The organism is Gottfriedia luciferensis (genome assembly GCF_002156865.1).
In the GTDB taxonomy this organism is placed as follows: Bacteria; Bacillota; Bacilli; order Bacillales; family Bacillaceae_G; genus Gottfriedia; species Gottfriedia luciferensis.
On record NZ_NCTA01000014.1, the window covers coordinates 13,900 to 32,221 of the forward strand.

General features: G+C 32.5%; 18 protein-coding genes. All 18 read left to right on the forward strand.

Going from position 1 to position 18,322, the window contains the following annotated elements; genetic code table 11:
• The first annotated feature begins 18 nt into the window (after positions 1-18).
• Positions 19-1,107, forward strand: coding sequence for an EpsG family protein (locus B7R67_RS11280; protein WP_088070484.1), 1,089 nt, complete (start codon positions 19-21; stop codon positions 1,105-1,107).
• A gap of 69 nt (positions 1,108-1,176) precedes the next feature.
• On the forward strand, positions 1,177-2,229 hold the full coding sequence (gene galE, locus B7R67_RS11285) for a UDP-glucose 4-epimerase GalE (RefSeq protein WP_088070486.1): 1,053 nt from the start codon (positions 1,177-1,179) through the stop codon (positions 2,227-2,229).
• A 31-nt stretch (positions 2,230-2,260) separates the two neighbouring features.
• Positions 2,261-2,422, forward strand: coding sequence for a hypothetical protein (locus tag B7R67_RS22130; protein WP_158095080.1), 162 nt, complete (start codon positions 2,261-2,263; stop codon positions 2,420-2,422).
• A 24-nt stretch (positions 2,423-2,446) separates the two neighbouring features.
• Complete coding sequence (locus B7R67_RS11290; RefSeq protein ID WP_088070488.1) at positions 2,447-3,046, forward strand: sugar transferase; 600 nt, start codon at positions 2,447-2,449, stop codon at positions 3,044-3,046.
• 1 nt (position 3,047) lies between these two features.
• Complete coding sequence (locus tag B7R67_RS11295) at positions 3,048-3,683, forward strand: acetyltransferase (protein ID WP_088070490.1); 636 nt, start codon at positions 3,048-3,050, stop codon at positions 3,681-3,683.
• A 61-nt stretch (positions 3,684-3,744) separates the two neighbouring features.
• Positions 3,745-4,878: a DegT/DnrJ/EryC1/StrS family aminotransferase gene (locus B7R67_RS11300; RefSeq protein ID WP_088070732.1), complete on the forward strand. Its 1,134-nt coding sequence runs from the start codon at positions 3,745-3,747 to the stop codon at positions 4,876-4,878.
• On the forward strand, positions 4,875-5,228 hold the full coding sequence (locus B7R67_RS11305; protein WP_235822139.1) for a helix-turn-helix domain-containing protein: 354 nt from the start codon (positions 4,875-4,877) through the stop codon (positions 5,226-5,228). Before B7R67_RS11300 ends, B7R67_RS11305 begins: the two co-directional genes overlap by 4 nt.
• Positions 5,229-5,267: 39 nt before the next feature.
• Positions 5,268-6,422 (forward strand): glycosyltransferase family 1 protein, encoded by a 1,155-nt coding sequence (locus B7R67_RS11310; protein ID WP_088070492.1) that lies wholly within the window; start codon positions 5,268-5,270, stop codon positions 6,420-6,422.
• Positions 6,394-7,572: a glycosyltransferase gene (locus tag B7R67_RS11315; RefSeq protein ID WP_088070494.1), complete on the forward strand. Its 1,179-nt coding sequence runs from the start codon at positions 6,394-6,396 to the stop codon at positions 7,570-7,572. Before B7R67_RS11310 ends, B7R67_RS11315 begins: the two co-directional genes overlap by 29 nt.
• 39 nt (positions 7,573-7,611) lie before the next feature.
• The gene (locus B7R67_RS11320; protein ID WP_088070496.1) at positions 7,612-8,805 is read left to right on the forward strand and encodes a glycosyltransferase; all 1,194 of its coding nucleotides are present in this window, start codon (positions 7,612-7,614) and stop codon (positions 8,803-8,805) included.
• Between the two features lie 24 nt (positions 8,806-8,829).
• Complete coding sequence (locus B7R67_RS11325) at positions 8,830-10,044, forward strand: glycosyltransferase (protein WP_088070498.1); 1,215 nt, start codon at positions 8,830-8,832, stop codon at positions 10,042-10,044.
• 48 nt (positions 10,045-10,092) lie between these two features.
• Entirely contained in the window at positions 10,093-11,283 is a 1,191-nt protein-coding gene (locus B7R67_RS11330) for a glycosyltransferase (protein WP_235822140.1), read from the forward strand.
• 14 nt (positions 11,284-11,297) lie between these two features.
• Positions 11,298-12,338 (forward strand): glycosyltransferase family 2 protein, encoded by a 1,041-nt coding sequence (locus B7R67_RS11335; protein ID WP_088070500.1) that lies wholly within the window; start codon positions 11,298-11,300, stop codon positions 12,336-12,338.
• Between the two features lie 33 nt (positions 12,339-12,371).
• Positions 12,372-13,346 (forward strand): glycosyltransferase family 2 protein, encoded by a 975-nt coding sequence (locus B7R67_RS11340; RefSeq protein ID WP_088070502.1) that lies wholly within the window; start codon positions 12,372-12,374, stop codon positions 13,344-13,346.
• Positions 13,343-14,254: an SP_1767 family glycosyltransferase gene (locus B7R67_RS11345; protein WP_088070504.1), complete on the forward strand. Its 912-nt coding sequence runs from the start codon at positions 13,343-13,345 to the stop codon at positions 14,252-14,254. Before B7R67_RS11340 ends, B7R67_RS11345 begins: the two co-directional genes overlap by 4 nt.
• Positions 14,255-14,276: 22 nt before the next feature.
• Positions 14,277-15,260, forward strand: coding sequence for a glycosyltransferase family 2 protein (locus B7R67_RS11350; RefSeq protein WP_088070505.1), 984 nt, complete (start codon positions 14,277-14,279; stop codon positions 15,258-15,260).
• A gap of 36 nt (positions 15,261-15,296) precedes the next feature.
• Positions 15,297-17,087: an ABC transporter ATP-binding protein gene (locus tag B7R67_RS11355; RefSeq protein ID WP_407920394.1), complete on the forward strand. Its 1,791-nt coding sequence runs from the start codon at positions 15,297-15,299 to the stop codon at positions 17,085-17,087.
• 30 nt (positions 17,088-17,117) lie between these two features.
• Positions 17,118-18,281, forward strand: a complete 1,164-nt coding sequence (locus B7R67_RS11360) for a polysaccharide deacetylase family protein (protein WP_088070509.1) — start codon at positions 17,118-17,120, stop codon at positions 18,279-18,281.
• Positions 18,282-18,322: the final 41 nt, after the last annotated feature.

The following is an 18,322-nucleotide window of genomic DNA, read 5'->3' on the forward strand; positions in this document are numbered from 1 at the left end:
TGGAAGGATATTTGTGATATGACAATATTCTGGTTCAATCTTGCAATTGTATTTTTATTTTCATACATGGCTCGTGTTGCAGCAAGACCAACTTTCGCTAGTATGACAGCAATCACATCAGTCTATATAAAACCAAATAAAATGTTAGTATTCATTGGTCTATTAACATTAGTTTGTGTATCAGGCCTCAGATCTAATATAGGTGATACATTTGCATATATCGATATTTATAAAAGACATGATTTTACATGGAGTTATGTCGTTAGTACTAAGGATCTAGGATTTGGCATACTTCAAATGATTTTGAAACAATTTTCTTCAAATCCACAGATTATGATTTTTGCATCAGCTTTTATAACAAATGTATTAGTTATCTATACTTTATATAATTACTCAAGAATTTTTGAATTAAGCGTATATGTCTATATTACGGGTGGTTTATTTTTAGTCTCAATGAATGGGATTAGACAAATGCTTGCCGGAGCAATCGCTTTTACAGGCATACGGTTTCTATTAGAGGGAAGTTGGAAAGGATATATTTTCGTTATACTCATTGCTTCTCTATTCCATCAATCTGCACTAATCTTAATTCCAATTTATTTTCTTGTTCGTTTTAAAGCATGGTCGAAGGTAACTATTGCTCTTTTATTATTTGCGATTATATTCGTTATGGGATTTAATCAACTTTCGGTTTATTTATTTAATGCAATACAAGATACCCAGTATGCAGGCTATAAAAATTTCCAAGAAGGTGGCGCTAGCATTATAAGAGTTGCTGTAACTGCTGTTCCTCTGTTGCTTGCCTATCTAGGTAGAGATCGACTAAGAGAAATTAATCCAAAGAGTGATATTGTTGTAAACATGGCCTTGCTTGGATTTATCTTTATGTTAATCTCAACCCAAAACTGGATCTTTGCGAGAATCTCTCTTTATTTTAGTTTCTATCAATTAATCCTTATTTCATGGGTAGTAAAGTTATTTAAATTGAAAGATCAGAAACTTATATACTATGGCATATTAGTTTGTTACTTTTTCTATTACTACTATGAAAATGTAATTAGTTTACAAATAAATTATTTAAGCAACTATTTAAATATTAACTGGTAAAAGCAAAGGAGAAAAATATAAAAATCTAGAACGCATAGACTTATTTAGATTTTTTGGGAGGAAGAGAATATGACTATTCTTGTAACTGGAGGAGCTGGATACATAGGAAGTCACACATGCGTAGAGCTGTTACAAAGTGGATATGAAATTATCGTTTTAGATAATTTCTCAAATAGTAAGCCCAAATCATTAAAAAGGGTTTCAGAGATAACGGGTAAGTCCTTTAAAACGTATCAAATCGATTTAGTAAATAGAAATAAATTAGAAGATGTTTTCTCACAAAATAAGATAACAGCTGTCATCCATTTTGCCGGACTTAAAGCTGTCGGTGAGTCTGTTCAAATTCCACTTGAATACTATCATAACAATCTAACTGGTACGATTAATCTTTGTGAAATGATGAGAAAATATGAAGTGAAAAAACTCGTTTTTAGCTCTTCTGCTACTGTTTACGGGTCAACTGGTGATTTACCGATCGCCGAAAACAGCCGTTTAGGAGCAACGAATCCATACGGACGGACTAAGCTTATGATTGAGGAAATCTTAAGGGACTTATACGAATCCGATCATAATTGGAGTATAGCGTTATTAAGGTATTTTAATCCAATTGGTGCACATAGCAGCGGGCTAATCGGTGAAGATCCAAAAGGTATACCAAATAATTTAATGCCATTTATATCGCAAGTAGCTGTTGGTAAATTAGAATGTTTAAATATTTACGGGAATGATTATTCAACAAAAGATGGTACAGGAATAAGGGATTATATTCATGTAGTAGATTTAGCAATTGGACATATAAGAGCACTTGAGAACTTGGAAAATAACAATGGAATTGAAGCATTCAACCTTGGTACGGGCACAGGATACAGTGTGCTAGATCTTGTTAATGCGTTTGAGAAAGCAACTGGTGAAAGTATACCTTATGTAATGAAAGAAAGGCGTCCAGGTGATGCAGCCGTGTGCTTCGCAGACCCTACAAAAGCTATGGAGCAGCTTGGTTTTAAGGCAACTAGAAGCATTGAAATGATGTGTGAAGACACATGGAGATGGCAAAAAACGAATCCGAATGGATACACAGGAAATTTAGAATTAAACAGAAAAGATCAAGCTACGGTGCTATAATGCAGCGTTTTTTTTAATTTAGGAGGAAAGTATGGACTCAATAAATTTATCACAACAACAATTAATGGACATTCTCAATCTGTTTTATCAAAGAGGAATTCACTCCAACGAAGTAAACACTATTGAGTTTATAAATGAAATGAAAAAAACGATTTTAATGTTCAGTACAGATAATTTAGTAGAAACGAAGTAAATAATTTTTAGGAGTAAACGTCAAATGAAGAGAGTAATCGATTTAATCGTATCAGTATCTATCTTAATATTGCTATCCCCAATTCTAATCGTTACAGCGATCATGGTTAGGCTAAAATTGGGCGCTCCTATTTTGTTTACTCAACAACGCCCAGGATTGCATGGCAAACCATTTAATTTGTACAAATTTCGTACGATGAGTAATTTGCTTGATTCGAAAGGACAGCTTTTATCTGATGAGTTGCGTTTAACAAGCTTTGGAAAACTATTAAGAAAATATAGTCTGGATGAATTTCCTCAACTAATAAATGTGATTAGAGGTGAGATGAGTCTAGTCGGTCCGAGACCCTTTTTAATGGAATATTTGCCATTATATTCGAAAGAGCAAATGGCCAGACATAATGTAAAACCAGGAATAACTGGTTGGGCTCAAGTAAATGGACGGAATACACTGACATGGGAGGAGAAATTTAAAATGGACGTATGGTATGTGGAAAATCATAATCTACTTTTAGATTTAAAAATCCTTATGAAAACGGCAATTAAAGTTTTAAAGAAAGAAGGAATTTCACAGCAGGGACAAGTAACGATGGAAAAATTCACTGGCTCAAATGAAGTGATGTAAAATGAAAGTTATCATTTTAGGTAATGGAGGACACAGCAGAGTAATCCAGGAAATGCTTCTTTCGATACAGGGATATGAAATCATTGCAATCTTAGATGATAAATATCGTGACGAGGAGCAAGAGAACGGTGTTTACTATGCACCTTTTGCTTCTCTACAAAAATTTATCGCTAAGGATGTAAAAGTCATTATTGCAATCGGTGATAATAAACTTAGAAAAAAAATAGCTGGTTCAATTGATCTTAAAAAGGATCAGTACTTAACGATTGTTCATCCTTCTGCAGTAGTAAGTCATTCTTCTAAAATTGGGAATGGAACAGTCGTCATGCCAAATGCAGTGATTAATGCACATGCAGAAATAGGTGAGCATTGTATTATAAACACCGGAGCAATCATCGAACATGATAATCGAATCGGTGACTATACACATGTCTCCCCGAATGCTACTTTAACAGGAAATGTTTCTGTTGAAGAAGGTGTTCATATTGGTGCCTCCGCGACGATTATACCAGGTGTAAAGGTAGGTTATTGGTCGATCGTAGGAGCAGGTTCGACGGTTCTGCAGCACATTCCTTCTTTAAGTACAGTAGTAGGCTGTCCGGCGAAAATCATAAAAAATTTAAATTTAATTGTTTGAATATTTAGTAAAGGTGGTTAATGAGTTGTCATTTTCAAGAATTTATTTATCTCCTCCACATATGAGCGGGAATGAACAAAAATATATACAAGAAGCATTCGATACAAACTGGGTTGCACCACTTGGACCGAATGTCGATGAATTCGAAAGAGAGATTGTTAATTACATTGGAGCCAATGAAGCACTTGCTGTTAGTTCAGGCACAGCGGCGATTCATTTGGCTCTTTCTTTATTAAATATAGCAAAAGGAGATAGCGTATTTTGTTCTAGTCTTACTTTTGTAGCAAGTGCTAATCCAATTCTTTATCAAGGGGCCGAGCCAGTATTTATTGATTCAGAACCTGATACGTGGAATATGTCACCAGTAGCACTTGAAAGAGCATTAAAAGATGCATATTTAGAAGGAAATCTTCCAAAAGCAGTGATTGTTGTTAATTTATATGGTCAAGTTGCGAAGATGGATGAGATTCAATCCTTATGTGCTAGATATGATATTCCAATCATTGAAGATGCAGCGGAGTCATTAGGGTCTACATACAAGGGCAGGGTAAGTGGTACTTTTGGTGAATTTAGTATTTTTTCTTTTAATGGAAACAAAATTATCACGACATCCGGTGGTGGAGCACTCGTTTCACCGCATACTGAATTAATCCAAAGAGCTCGATTTTTAGCAACTCAGGCAAGAGATGTTGCTCCGCATTACCAGCATAGTGTAACAGGTTATAACTATCGAATGAGTAATATACTAGCGGGAATAGGGAGAGCACAATTACAAGTACTAACTGACCGAATAGAAGCTAGAAGAAAAATTTTTGAACGGTATGATCAGGAATTAAAGCAACTACCAGGTGTTACATTTATGCCCGAGCTTGTAAATACAAGAAGTAATCGATGGCTTACAGCATTAACAATTAATGAAGAAGAATCTGGCATAACTGTAAAAGAACTTTTAGAAACACTAGGAGAAAGTAATATAGAAGCAAGACCAGTATGGAAACCATTACATATGCAGCCTTTATTTAAAGGTAATCGTTATTATCCACATGATGAGAATAACCATGTTGCAAAAAGGCTATTCCAAACTGGGATCTGTTTACCGTCAGGATCAAATTTAACAGTTGAAGAACAGAATAGAGTTATAAACTGCATTAAAAAGACGTTTTTTAAAGTTACTAGCCAGGGAGGCATTCTATGATGGTTAAGGTTTCGAATGTGATTGGAAAAAACATTCAAGAAATTCGTATGAAAAAAGGACTAACTCTGTCAGAACTTGCCGAGCAAGCGAATATTTCAAAGTCTTATTTAAGTAATATTGAGCGTGAATTAAATGATAATCCTTCGATTCAAGTAGTTGAAAAAATTTCAAAAGTATTAGGGGTTGATTTCAGAACGTTACTCGGAACGAAACAAGAAAATTACAGCTTAGATAATGATTGGATTGATCTTGTGATGGAATTACAAGAAATTGGGATTAAAAAAGAAGAAATAGGTGAGTACAAAAAAGTTTTTGAATTTGTAAAATGGAACTTTGAAAAATCAAAATAATAATAAATTGATTGGTTAGAAAGATAAAAGGAGCTAAAGATGAGAAAAGCCAAGCATTTAAAGGTTCTTCATGTCGTGGGGGCAATGAATAGAGCGGGAACAGAAACAATGCTAATGAATATTTACCGAAACATCGATCGAAAAAAAATTCAATTTGATTTCATATCATATAGTCAAAATGAAGCACATTACGATCAGGAAATAGAAAGTTTAGGCGGGCGCGTTATCCGATTAACAAAAACACAATCAGTAAAAGAGATATATAATGCCATTAAAAAGTATGGCCCGTATGATGTGGTTCATTCGCATACTTTATTTCATTGTGGAATTGCTAATTTAGCAGCTCAATTAGCAGGAGTTAAAATTAGGATTGCACACGCACATACAACGCTAGATACAAATGAATCATTTATTAGAACAATTTACAAAAGTTTAATGCGAAAGCTAATTCATTTCACATCAACCAAATTATTAGCTTGCAGTAAAGGAGCAGCGCAGTATTTATTTGGAGATAAAGATTTAGTAAAAATAAAAGATTCATATTTTCCAAATGTAGTAGATTATACAAAGTTTCTAAAAAAACCTATTAACGAAGTGGTTGAATTCAAGAGAAAAGAAGACTTAGAAAATAAAATTGTGATCGGACATATTGGAAGGTTTATGGATGCAAAAAATCATTCGTTCTTAATTGAGACCATGAAATGCATTTTAAAAAAGGATAATCGATTTACATTGTTATTAGTAGGAGACGGTGAGTTAAGGGAAAGTATTGAAGATGAAGCCAAAAAGTCCGGAATCGATTCACATATAAGATTTGTTGGAATCAGGGATGATATTCCTACTCTATTACATAGTATGGACCTCTTTGTTTTTCCTTCATTATATGAGGGGTTGGGCTTAGTTCTTTTAGAGGCACAAGCTTGTGGGATACCTTGTATTGTATCAGAAGCGATTCAGCCTGAAGCCGATTTAAAGATTGGTCTGATGACGCAGCTGATGCTCAATAAAGGGCCTGAAGTATGGGCAGACACGATCCGAACTGGTTTCTACAAAAAAGAAGAAAATATAAAAAACATTCTAAATGGATTTGAAAAAGAAGGATATTCCCTTTCAAAAGGAATTTCCAATTTAATGGCTATTTATCAATTTTCTACGGGTGAGTCGAATGAAGAATATATTAGTAGCATCCTTTGATATGGAGATTGGCGGGGTTGAGAGAAGTTTAGTTAGCATGTTAAATAATTTTGACTATCAAACATATTCAGTTGATCTAATGCTTTATAGCCACACAGGTGAATTTATGAGATTACTACCTGAAAAGGCAAATTTACTTAAGGAAAATAAAGCTTATAAAACGTTTAGAATGCCTGTTTTAGAAGTCATTAAAAGTGGGAATTTTGGTCTTGGTTTCTCTAGGCTATTGGCAAAGTTTTTAGCTAACAAAGATCAATCTTCAGAAAATGGGTATAAACAAATGCAATATATGTGGAAATACGCGATTCCTTTACTTCCAAAAATGGATAAGGAATATGATGTTGCCATTAGCTATTTGTGGCCACATTATTTTGTTGCCGAGAAAGTAGAGGCAAAAACAAAAATTGCATGGATTCATACAGATTTTTCAACGGTCGAAACGGATATTGAAATGGACGTAAAAATGTGGAGTAAGTTTGACCATATAGTAGCCGTATCAGAAGAATGTAAAAAAGCATTTGTTCGTAAATATCCAGCTTTAGGGGAACGAGTTATTGTAATTGAAAATATAACGACTCCTGAACTCATTCATACATTAGCGACTGAAGGATCAAATAACCCAATGATAAATGATACAAGATTTAAAGTTATAACAGTCGCTAGACTTTCATATGCAAAAGGAATTGATACAGCGGTTAAGGCACTAAAAATATTAAAGGATAGAGGCTACGATCATATTTGTTGGTATGTTGTTGGCTATGGCGGGGACGAACAACAGATTAAAGAATTAATCGTCGAAAATAATGTAACGGACCAATTTATTCTTTTAGGAAAAAAAATTAATCCGTATCCTTTTATAAAAGAAGCTGATTTATATGTTCAGCCATCTAGGTATGAAGGAAAGGCAGTTACTGTAGTCGAGGCACAAATTCTTTCAAAGCCAGTTCTGATTACAAATTATCCAACAGCTAACAGCCAAGTTAAGGACGGTTTTGATGGAACAATTTGTGAGCTTTCAGCTAAAGGGATTGCGGATGGTATTGAAAAACTTTACCTTGATTCCCAGTTGAGAGAGCAGCTAGCAAATAACTGTACTAGTTCCGTTTATAGTAATTTAAATGAATTAAACAAGCTTTATAGCTTAATTTAATGAAAGTAGTATTGGAAACCTTTAGTAAGGAGGTTTTATATGACGAAAAAAAATATGCTCTTTGTAATCGATTCATTACATGTTGCAGGAGCAGAAAAAAGTTTAACAACGCTTTTAAATTTATTGGATTTCTCGAAGTACTCCGTCGATCTAATGCTATTTGCACACGGTGGTGAATTTGAGAAACTAGTCCCAAAAGAAGTAAATATATTGAGACCACTTAACTATACAAAATTTACTGAGTTAAGCTTTACTGACTCAGTAATTAATTCAATTAAGAAATTTCATTTTAAAATGCTGCGATCAAGACTAAAGTATTCTTTTAGAATAAGGAAAAAAAACTATAGTATAGCTGAAGAGGCGAGAATATTTTGGCAAAGCGTTTCAAATGTAATTGAAAAAAATGAAAAAAAATATGATATCGCCATTAGCTACGCACAAGGAATTCCTACTTATTATGTAGCAGATAAAGTAGACGCTACTGAGAAGTATGCTTGGGTGAATGCAAGTATTCGACTTAACGAAAAGGAAAAAAACTATCAAAAGTTGTTTTATAACAAATTTAAAAAGATTGTAGCTGTATCAGATTCAGCACATGAAATCTTCATAGAAACCTTTCCTGAATATTCGTCTAAAATGGAAGTCATCTACGATATAAATAATCCTGATTTTATCTTACAGATGGCACATAGTGGAGAGAGCTACGAGGATCAATTTAATGGAATTAAATTATTAACAATTGGAAGATTAGCATACGAAAAAGGCTACGAAATCGCATTAGAGGCATGTAAGAATTTAAAAGAACAGGGCATTAATTTTAGATGGTATGTTTTAGGTAAAGGCCCATTACAGCAGGAGATTGAGAAATATATAAAGGATCATGATTTACAATCAAACTTTATACTGTTAGGTGTAAAGTCAAACCCATATCCATATATAAAAGATGCAGACGTATATGTTCAAACTTCAAAGTTTGAGGGATTTGGACTTGCAATTGCCGAAGCGCGTATGTTAAATATCCCAGTCGTTACGACGAGATTTGATGCAGTTTATAACCAAATGATTGATGGGAAAAACGGACTGGTTGTTGATATGACAGCAGATGCTGTCACCGATGGAGTACTGAAATTAATAAAAAATAAAGAGTTAAAAGAGAGTATCGTAAGTTATCTACATGTAGAGAAAAAAGGAAATGTTGAAGAGTTAACAAAGTTTTATAAGTTAATAGGTTAATGTAAAGATGAGAGTGAGTGGCCTATGAAAATAAAGATTTTATTTATGGTAATCAATATGAATATTGGTGGGACTGAAAAAGCGCTACTAAATATGATTTCCGAAATGGATGAAGATAAGTACGAGATTACAATCCTAATGTTAGAAGAACTCGGTGGTTTTCTAAACGAGGTACCCAAAAACGTTAGAATTAAATATGTAAAAGGTTATGATGAGATGAAAGGTCTAGTAAACAATCCTCCATTAATGGAAGCAAAAGCTAGACTAAAGCAAGGTAAACCGATTCGGGCTATAAATATAATGTTTCATCAGTTACGATCAAAGATAATGAAAGATAGAAGTTCATTTTTTAAATATGTATTGAAAGACTATAGAATATCTGAGGACGAATACGATATTGCGGTAGCTTATGCAGGTCCAATGGATTTCATAAGCTATTTTATTATGCATAAAATAAATGCCAAAAAGAAAGTTCAATGGATTCATTTTGATATAACGAAAATATCCTTTAATCATAAACTTGCAATGAACCTATATAAAAAATTTGATCATATATTTGTAGTATCGAATGAAGGGAAGGAAAAGTTACTCTCAAGATTATCCCAATTTAGGAGTAAGATTGATACATTCGGTAATATTATTTCGTCTAGTTTAGTCGAGAAAATGGCTGAAAAGGGCTCAGGGTTTGAGGATGATTTTAAGGGAATAAAAATTCTCACTGTTGGAAGACTTTCAATTGAAAAAGGGCAGGATTTAGCAATTAAAGTATTATCAAAACTAAAAAATGAAGGATACAACGTAAGATGGTATTGTATCGGAGATGGGAATGCTAAATTAGAGTATCTCAAACTAATTGAGCAATATAATCTGTCAGAAGAGTTTAGATTGTTAGGGGCAAAAACAAATCCATATCCGTATATGAAGCAATGCGATTTATACGTTCAGCCATCACGACATGAAGGGTATTGTATTACACTTTCTGAAGCCAAGTGCTTTAATAATCCAATCATTACAACAAATTTTACTGGTGCAAAAGAGCAATTAAAGAATCGTGAGACAGGTTTAATTGTTAATTTTGACGAGGAAGAAATGTATAAAGCAATAAAAGAGTTAGTAGACAATGATCAGCTAAGAAATGAAATAAAAACAAATTTACAAAAAGAATGCGTAGACACCACAAAAGAAATCGGAAAATTAGATATAATCTTAAATGAAAAATTTACCTCATTTATTTCTTAACCTAGAAAAAATGAGGTTTTTTTATTCTCATTTTTTGGAGTGAATAATGTGAAGAAAAAAATCCTATTTATGCTCAGTAGTATGAATATAGGCGGCGTAGAAAAATCCTTTTTATCGTTATTATCGGTCATACCAAAGGATAAATATGACATAACCCTTTTACTTTTAGAGAAGAAAGGTGGGTTTTTAGGGAAGATTCCAGATTGGGTTAAAGTAGAAGAAGCTTCTTGGTATGCAAAAATTAAGGATATTATACTACAGGCACCGCACAAAACAGTAAGGAATTATCTAAAAAATAAACAGTACACAAAAATGGGATCTTTTCTAGGGGCATATTTAATTTCTAAACGACTTTCAGATCGAAATATTTTTTATGATCATATTTTTAAAGAAGTTCCAAAAAATATTACTAGCTACGATGTAGCAATTTCCTATCAAGGACCTACTGATATCATTGATTACTACATCGCTAAAAAGGTCAAAGCAAAGAAAAAAATATCATGGATTCATTTTGATGTTTCAAAACATCTAATTAATACAAAATTATATAAAAAGCTTCATAAAAAGTTTGATAAGATTTTTGCGGTTTCAGAAGAGGCAAAAAATAAATTAGTAGAAAAATTACCACAGGATCAAAATAAAGTAGAAGTTTTTAAAAACATCCTTTCATCTAGTGTAATTAATGATCTGTCACATGCTGAGGTTGACTTTGATAATAGTTTCATAGGAATAAAGATTTTGACAGTTGGAAGGCTAGCGAATGAAAAGGGGCAAGATGTAGCTATAAAAGTATTATCAAAATTAATTGAAAGTGGCTATAACGTGAGATGGTATTGCATAGGTGAGGGAGAAGATCGAAAACAGTATGAACAGTTAATTCGAGAACTGGGATTAGAATCTCAGTTTATTTTATTGGGTTCAAAACAGAATCCTTATCCGTACATAGCAAACTCTGATATTTATGTACAAACATCTAGGCATGAAGGATTTTGTCTTACTTTAGCTGAAGCAAGATGCTTGCATAAACCAATTATTACGACAAATTTTACAGCAGCATATGAACAAATTATTAATAATTACGATGGCTTTATTGTTGATTTCGACCAGGAACAATTATTTGAGAAAATAACCTATTTAATTGACAATCCTGAAAAAAGTAAAGATTTAACTAAAAATTTACTAAATAATAGCGTCGATACAACTTCAGAAATAGATAAGCTTTATCAATTTATTGGATAAAATGAGGTGAAGTAATGAATCCAAAAATAAGTATTATTGTACCTGTATATAAAGTAGAAGCATATATTCATCATTGTATCAATTCAATATTAACTCAAACTTTTACTGATTTTGAGGTTATTTTAATAAACGATGGCTCGCCAGATAAGTGCGGTGAAATTTGTGATTATTACGCAACGATTGATCCAAGAGTAATCGTAATTCATAAAGTGAACGGTGGGCAAGCTAGTGCAAGGAATGCTGGTTTGGATATAGCAAGGGGAGAATACATAGGGTTTGTCGATAGTGATGATTATATCGATCATGATATGTTCGAATTGCTATATAAAAATGCCAAACAGTATGATGCAGATGTTACTGAATGTGGCATAAATATTGTAAAGGATTGTAGTATAGAACCTATTCAAAATAATAACGAATTTGAGAATGGAGATAATTTAGTTGCATTAAAAGGCTATTTAAACAACGGTTATCGGAATTGTGTTTGGAATAAGCTGTATAAAAAAGAAATCTTTGAAACTTTGAGATTTCCTAATAAATTATATGAAGATGGTTTTTTAGCTTTTAAAATATACTATTTGACTAAGAAATACATATTCATTGGAAAAAGTAAGTATTACTATATTCAGAGAATTAACAGCACGATGTCAAAGCAAGAAAGCTTCTCTTTAAGGAATTTAGATGGGTTAGAGTGCCATGAGGAAAGATATCATTTTTTAAGAGAGCGGATTAACGAGCCATCAGTACTCACTTTATCTGAATTTCATTTTTTTCTAGCAATCTTAACAGCCTATCAAAATCTACTTAACAATACACAAATCGATCCGGATAAGAGATATAGAAATGATTTGAAGAACAAAATAGAAAAAAATTACGATGATTTTTTACTAAATCCAAACTTGAAGAAGTTTTATCCTCTAGTAAAATCTTCGAAATTAAGTATTAACGTGTTCAACTTCATTTTTATGAATTACATGAATGGGTTAAATTATCTTTTAAGAACGTACTCTACTTTTCGAGAATTATATAATTTTAAACTCAATAATAAAAGTTGAATAATTAATAGTGATAGAAAGGATAGGGTGTAAATGAATCCGAAAATAAGTATTATTGTACCGGTATATAAAGTAGAACGATATATTAATAAGTGCGTGGACTCGATTCTATCTCAAACGTTTACTGATTTTGAACTTATTCTTGTTGACGATGGTTCACCGGACCGATGTGGAATCATTTGTGATGAATATGCAAATAAGGACGAACGGGTAAAAGTCATTCATAAACAAAACGGTGGTCAAGCAAGTGCAAGAAATATGGCATTAGACATAGCAAGGGGAGATTATATAGGATTTGTTGATAGTGATGACTGGATTGAACCGGATATGTATGAATTACTATATGCAATTTCGATTGAGAATGATTGTGACATTGTAAATTGTACGGGAATTGTTCATTTTGAGGATAAAACAATCATAAAATCTTCACATCCATTAACGATCCATAACAGAAGCCAAGCGATGAAAGCTATTTTTGAAGGGGAATTATATGATGAGGTCGTTTGGAGCAAATTAATAAAGAGGGAGCTTCTAGAAAATCTTAGATTCCCCGAAGGAATAATGTACGAGGATACAGCCTTTACATATAAACTAATTAATAAGAGTAAAAAAGTAGGCTATATAGGTGAGGCAAAGTATCATTATATTAAACGGGAAAATAGTACGATGGATAGAGCAGTAAAGAATAAGAGTATTGATGCAGTACTAATCTATGATGAAATTTATCAGTTCATCAGTCAAAATTACCCGGAACTAAAACCAATTGTAACACTGAAATTAGCCAATAGCGCGATGGCCATTTTAAGCATCATTTCGCTAGATCCAAATAGCATGCTATATAAGAAAGAATACGATAAAGTTGCAATGATCTTAAATAACTATTTTACAAAAACAATGAAGCTCAAAGAGTTTGTCACTAATATAAAAATATTATTAATTGCAACAAGAATTCACCCAATATTTTATAGGTTAATAATAAACTTCTTATCAAGGAGAAGAAAAGCATGAAAAAACTATTTCAAAAAGGCTACGTTATGGGTTCAAAAGTTAAAAACAGAAGTATTGAACAGGTCACTATTCTATTTAATAGAATAGTTTTTTTATTATCTAGTCAACCGTTAGTTCGAACAACAGATGAAAGTTTAAATTTAATCGTACAAAATAAGTATTCAATCAGTAGATATGGTGATGGGGAATTTAACTTAATGAATGGAAAAAGTTTACGATTTCAGCCATATTCACAGGATTTAAGTAGTCGATTAAAAGAAATCATCAAGAGCAACCAGGAAAATCATGAAGTATTTATCCCAAATATTTTTAATAACGTCGATTGGTGTACTGATCGATCAAGAAACTATTGGATAAAGTACTTAAACTTAAATCGCTATAAAATCTATAAGTTACTACAAATGGACAAAGTTTATTATGATGCGCTAGTCACTCGCCTCTATATAGACTATAAAGATAAGAGTCAAGCCGAATTTAGGTTTAAGACGTTTAAAAAGCTGTGGGATAAAAAAGAAGTCATTATTGTTGAAGGAGAGCAAAGTAGATTAGGAATCGGAAATAACTTGTTTGATAATACAAAATCAATCGAAAGAATACTTTGCCCAGCTACTGATGCTTTTGCAAAATATGACCAAATACTTGAAGAAGTAAAAAAACATGACAATTCAAAATTAGTATTACTTGCACTTGGACCGACAGCCACTGTACTAGCTTACGACCTAGCAAAAATTGGTTATCATGCAGTCGATATTGGTCATATTGATGTTGAATACGAATGGTTTTTAAATAAAGCCTTAGAAAAGGAAGCTTTAAAAAATAAATATGTTAGTGAAGTTCCAGAAGGTACTGATGTTCAAGTGGTGAAAGACAAAAAATACGAAAGCGAAATTATCACTAGAATATCGTAATTCTTAAGTAGGAGGATATGGTATGAATTGTGAAATATCAATAATCGTTCCTGTCTATAAAGTAGAACAGTATTTGAAAAAATGTATTGATTCAATACTTGGTCAAACATTTAAGGACTTCGAATTAATACTTGTAGACGATGGATCTCCAGATCTTTGTGGGAAAATATGTGATGAATATGCAGAGCTAGATAATAGGGTAAAGGTAATTCATAAAGAAAATGGAGGATTATCATCAGCAAGAAATGCAGGGATTAAAATAGCAAAAGGCAAATACATTGCGTTCGTAGATAGTGATGACTTCATCCATTTAAAAATGTATGAAATTTTACATAACTATGCTGAGAAACATTCATCAGATATTGTGATCTGTGATTACTTGGAAGTAGATGAAGATGAGGTAATTGATACAACTAGTTTGAATGAGCAGTTTAATGAAGAAAACTATACGAACATCGAAGCGCTATACGAATTATACACAAACATGGGAGTCCAATTTGTTGTTGTTTGGAATAAATTGTTCAAAAGACACTTATTTGACAATCTAAATTTTGAGGAAAATAAAATCCATGAGGATGAGTTTATTGCACATAGATTACTTTATAACTGTTCAAAGATAACATACCTTCCTATTAAATTGCACTATTACCTACAAAGAACAAATAGTATTACACAGGCTAAATTTAATATTAAACACCTCGACTTTATTAAAGCTTATAAAGAGAGAGTTAATTTTTTTAGGAAGATCGAGCAGTTTGAATTACAAAAGAAAGCGGAATATCGGTATATACCTTTATTTTTTAAATATTATTTTAAAGCAAAAAATGAAGTTCCAAATAGTCATCGCGAATTAAGGAAGTTAAAAGTGGAATTCTTCCTGAGTTTATTTTCATATTTAAATAATCCGCATTTTATAACAAAAGAAAAAATAAGTTGGTTTATTTTTATGATTAACTCGAACTTATTCGATATGTTAGTTCAAAAAAGACTTAGTAATCCTTTATAAGTTGTATGGGTTACTGAGTCTTATTTTATTAAAAGGGTGATCAATTTGAAGTATTCATTAAAAAAATTATTAGTGCTATTTAATAAAAGAGAAAAGAAAAAATTACTATTACTATTTCTTATGATGATCGCTGCAGCGGTATTTGAAACGCTTGGGATAGGGGCAATTTTCCCGTTTGTAGGCATTTTAACTGATCCTGGTGTAATTAAAGAACAAGCAATTTTATCGTTCGTATATAAATTTTTAAACTTCCATTCTATAAATGGATTCATCATTTTTGCAGGAATCGCATTATTAGGAGTCTTTTTTATTAAAAACATTTATTTATTGTTTTTTAACTATTTACAAGTGCGTGTCATTCTTAATCAACAAGTCAAATTATCTAGAAGCTTGTTTAAAGAGTATTTAACGAAACCATATGAATTCCATTTGCAAAGAAACACATCAGAATTACTTCGCAATATTAATTCAGAAGTTACAAAGATCTTTCAAGGCATTATCATATCAGGTTTTCAATTATTAACAGAAATACTTGTTACTTCGTTCATCTTGGTTTTGTTAATTGTTACGGCGCCTATAGCGACAATCATCGCTTCAACATTATTAGGAGGAAGTGTTTTTCTGTTTTTTAGATTCTTTCGTAAAAAAATTAGCCATTTAGGTACCGAACAACAAATAGTAAATGCTGCAATGATTAAATGGGTAAATCAAGGACTAGGAGCTAGTAAAGAGGTTAAAGTATCGGGTAAAGAGGATTTCTTCGTTAATGCCTTTACGAATCAAAGTCAAATAAGCGCAAAAAATAGTCGTCAAATAGGCATGCTAAACCTAGTTCCAAGGTATTTTATTGAAACAATTATGGTAACAATCGTTTTAATTACGATGTTATTTATTGTCATTCAAGGTAGTAATACGACTAGCCTAGTATCAACAATGGCACTATTTGCTATGGCAGCATTTCGTCTAATGCCATCAATCACTCGCATTGTGGGACTAGTAACAACAATTCGTTATTCACAACCGGCATTATCGATTATTCATGAAGATCTGTTTTTAAATAATGATCAACAAATCAATCGAAGTAATCCAGTTGTTGAGAATTTCCCACTACAAGCAACGGATGAAAAAGTTTATACCGACTCAATAAAATTGAATGAAGTCTCTTATCGATATCCTGGTCAAAAGGATTTTTCAGTGAAAGATGTATCCTTAACGATTCCGATTGGTCAGTCTGTTGCGTTTATTGGGGAATCTGGTGCAGGAAAAACAACATTAGCTGATATCATTCTTGGCTTATTTCAACCCGAAAAAGGAGAAATAGTAGTTGATGGAAAAAATTTAAATGAGCAAATGGCTTTATGGAAGCAGAAAATTGGATATATCCCGCAATCGATCTTTTTATCAGACGATACGATTCGAGGCAACATCGCTTTTGGTTTAGAGGAACATCAAATTGATGATAAAGCGGTATGGAGAGCACTAGAACAAGCGCAATTAAAGGAATTTGTCGAGTCGCTACCTGATAAATTAAATACAACAGTCGGAGAACGGGGTGTAAGACTCTCAGGTGGACAACGTCAACGAATTGGAATTGCTAGAGCTTTATATAACAACCCAGAAATAATCTTCATGGATGAGGCAACATCAGCGCTAGATAATGAAACTGAAAAGGAAATTATGAAGGCGATTGATGGTTTAAAAGGTGAGAAAACATTAATTATTATTGCACACCGTTTAACGACAATCGAAAATTGCGACATTGTTTTCAAAATGAATAAAGGTAGACTAGTAGCGGTTGACCATAAGTTAAAGCACTCAGTTATTTAAGATAATCATTTTAGTGAGGATGGGAAATTTATGATAAGGAGAACAGTAGGAAGAATAAAACATAAAGCTGCTAAAGCTTGGTATTGGAACAGATTCTATGCCAAATTAATTAAGGAAATGGAAAAGAAAGCAAAAGCAAATAACGGTCAGATTGAACACCCGTTTAGTAATAAACCTGGTATTGCATTTTCGTTTGATGATAGTTTTAGGGTAGAGCAATGGCATAAATACGGAATGAAAATGTTTGGTTATTATGATGTGAAAGCAACGTTTAATATCAATGCTTTTCATCATTTTGAAGGGAAAAGAGAGCATACTCAAAAAGAAATTGATCTGTTACTCGAGTTACAAGCAAACGGTCATGAAATTGCCCATCATGGTTTAAATCACGAAAACGCAAAATCTTATTCTAGCTTTCATGGCATATCAAGGTGGATTGAAGATGAAATTGAATCTTTATTTCAGTGGATGGAATCGCAAGCTCATTCTAAAACGAAAGAAAAATTTAAAGTACCCGTTACATTTGCATTTCCATTTGCTGAGTACAACGAAAAATTAGTAGACGCCTTAGTTTCTAAATTTTTTAAAATAGTAAGAGGACATTTGCATGATAGCTATTTAACGCCTTTTAATCATACTGGTTTTGCTTCTTCTATTTGCATCGATCGTACATTTTTAACAAATGAAAAATATATAAAAAGAATTCTGAGGGTCGCAAAAAAAACGGGTTGCAACTTAATTTTAATGTGTCATTCAATCTTGCCAGAAGAGGAAAATTGGGAAGATTTTGGGTGGGGAAGTGAATCAATACCCGCAGGAGAATGGAGAACCTCTCCTAAAATGATTGAAGGAATTATTCAAGAAGCTAGAAAACTAGGGATGGAATTTTATACAACAGCGGAACTAGCTGGAGTTGCTACTTTCATCGATAAGAACTTAGAGAATTGTATAAGAAAACAACTTTTGAATCCAAATGAAAAGTGGATCTCTATTTCTGAATTGAAATCAATTAAAGAATTAGATTTAAGTGGGCAAAACATCTCAAATCTAGATGGAATACAATATCTTTCTAATTTAGAAAGGATTAATTTAATTGACAATCAGATAACAGATTTTAGGTTGTTAGAAAAACTAGAAAATTTAAAAGAAATAGAGATAGGGAATGAAAAAGTTTCTTCTAGGACAGGATCATGATTGAAAGAAACGCCAGCCAATTGAAAAATTTCACTAAAGAG

Coding starts and splice junctions, on each gene's coding strand:
- B7R67_RS11340 (WP_088070502.1), top strand. CDS start 12,372: ATGAATCCGAAAATAAGTATTATTGTACCGGTATATAAAGTAGAACGA.
- B7R67_RS11305 (WP_235822139.1), top strand. CDS start 4,875: ATGATGGTTAAGGTTTCGAATGTGATTGGAAAAAACATTCAAGAAATT.
- B7R67_RS11325 (WP_088070498.1), top strand. CDS start 8,830: ATGAAAATAAAGATTTTATTTATGGTAATCAATATGAATATTGGTGGG.
- B7R67_RS11315 (WP_088070494.1), top strand. CDS start 6,394: ATGAAGAATATATTAGTAGCATCCTTTGATATGGAGATTGGCGGGGTT.
- B7R67_RS11345 (WP_088070504.1), top strand. CDS start 13,343: ATGAAAAAACTATTTCAAAAAGGCTACGTTATGGGTTCAAAAGTTAAA.
- B7R67_RS11360 (WP_088070509.1), top strand. CDS start 17,118: ATGATAAGGAGAACAGTAGGAAGAATAAAACATAAAGCTGCTAAAGCT.
- B7R67_RS11300 (WP_088070732.1), top strand. CDS start 3,745: ATGAGCGGGAATGAACAAAAATATATACAAGAAGCATTCGATACAAAC.
- B7R67_RS11280 (WP_088070484.1), top strand. CDS start 19: ATGACAATATTCTGGTTCAATCTTGCAATTGTATTTTTATTTTCATAC.
- galE (WP_088070486.1), top strand. CDS start 1,177: ATGACTATTCTTGTAACTGGAGGAGCTGGATACATAGGAAGTCACACA.
- B7R67_RS11335 (WP_088070500.1), top strand. CDS start 11,298: ATGAATCCAAAAATAAGTATTATTGTACCTGTATATAAAGTAGAAGCA.
- B7R67_RS11310 (WP_088070492.1), top strand. CDS start 5,268: ATGAGAAAAGCCAAGCATTTAAAGGTTCTTCATGTCGTGGGGGCAATG.
- B7R67_RS11290 (WP_088070488.1), top strand. CDS start 2,447: ATGAAGAGAGTAATCGATTTAATCGTATCAGTATCTATCTTAATATTG.
- B7R67_RS11295 (WP_088070490.1), top strand. CDS start 3,048: ATGAAAGTTATCATTTTAGGTAATGGAGGACACAGCAGAGTAATCCAG.
- B7R67_RS11320 (WP_088070496.1), top strand. CDS start 7,612: ATGACGAAAAAAAATATGCTCTTTGTAATCGATTCATTACATGTTGCA.
- B7R67_RS11350 (WP_088070505.1), top strand. CDS start 14,277: ATGAATTGTGAAATATCAATAATCGTTCCTGTCTATAAAGTAGAACAG.
- B7R67_RS22130 (WP_158095080.1), top strand. CDS start 2,261: ATGGACTCAATAAATTTATCACAACAACAATTAATGGACATTCTCAAT.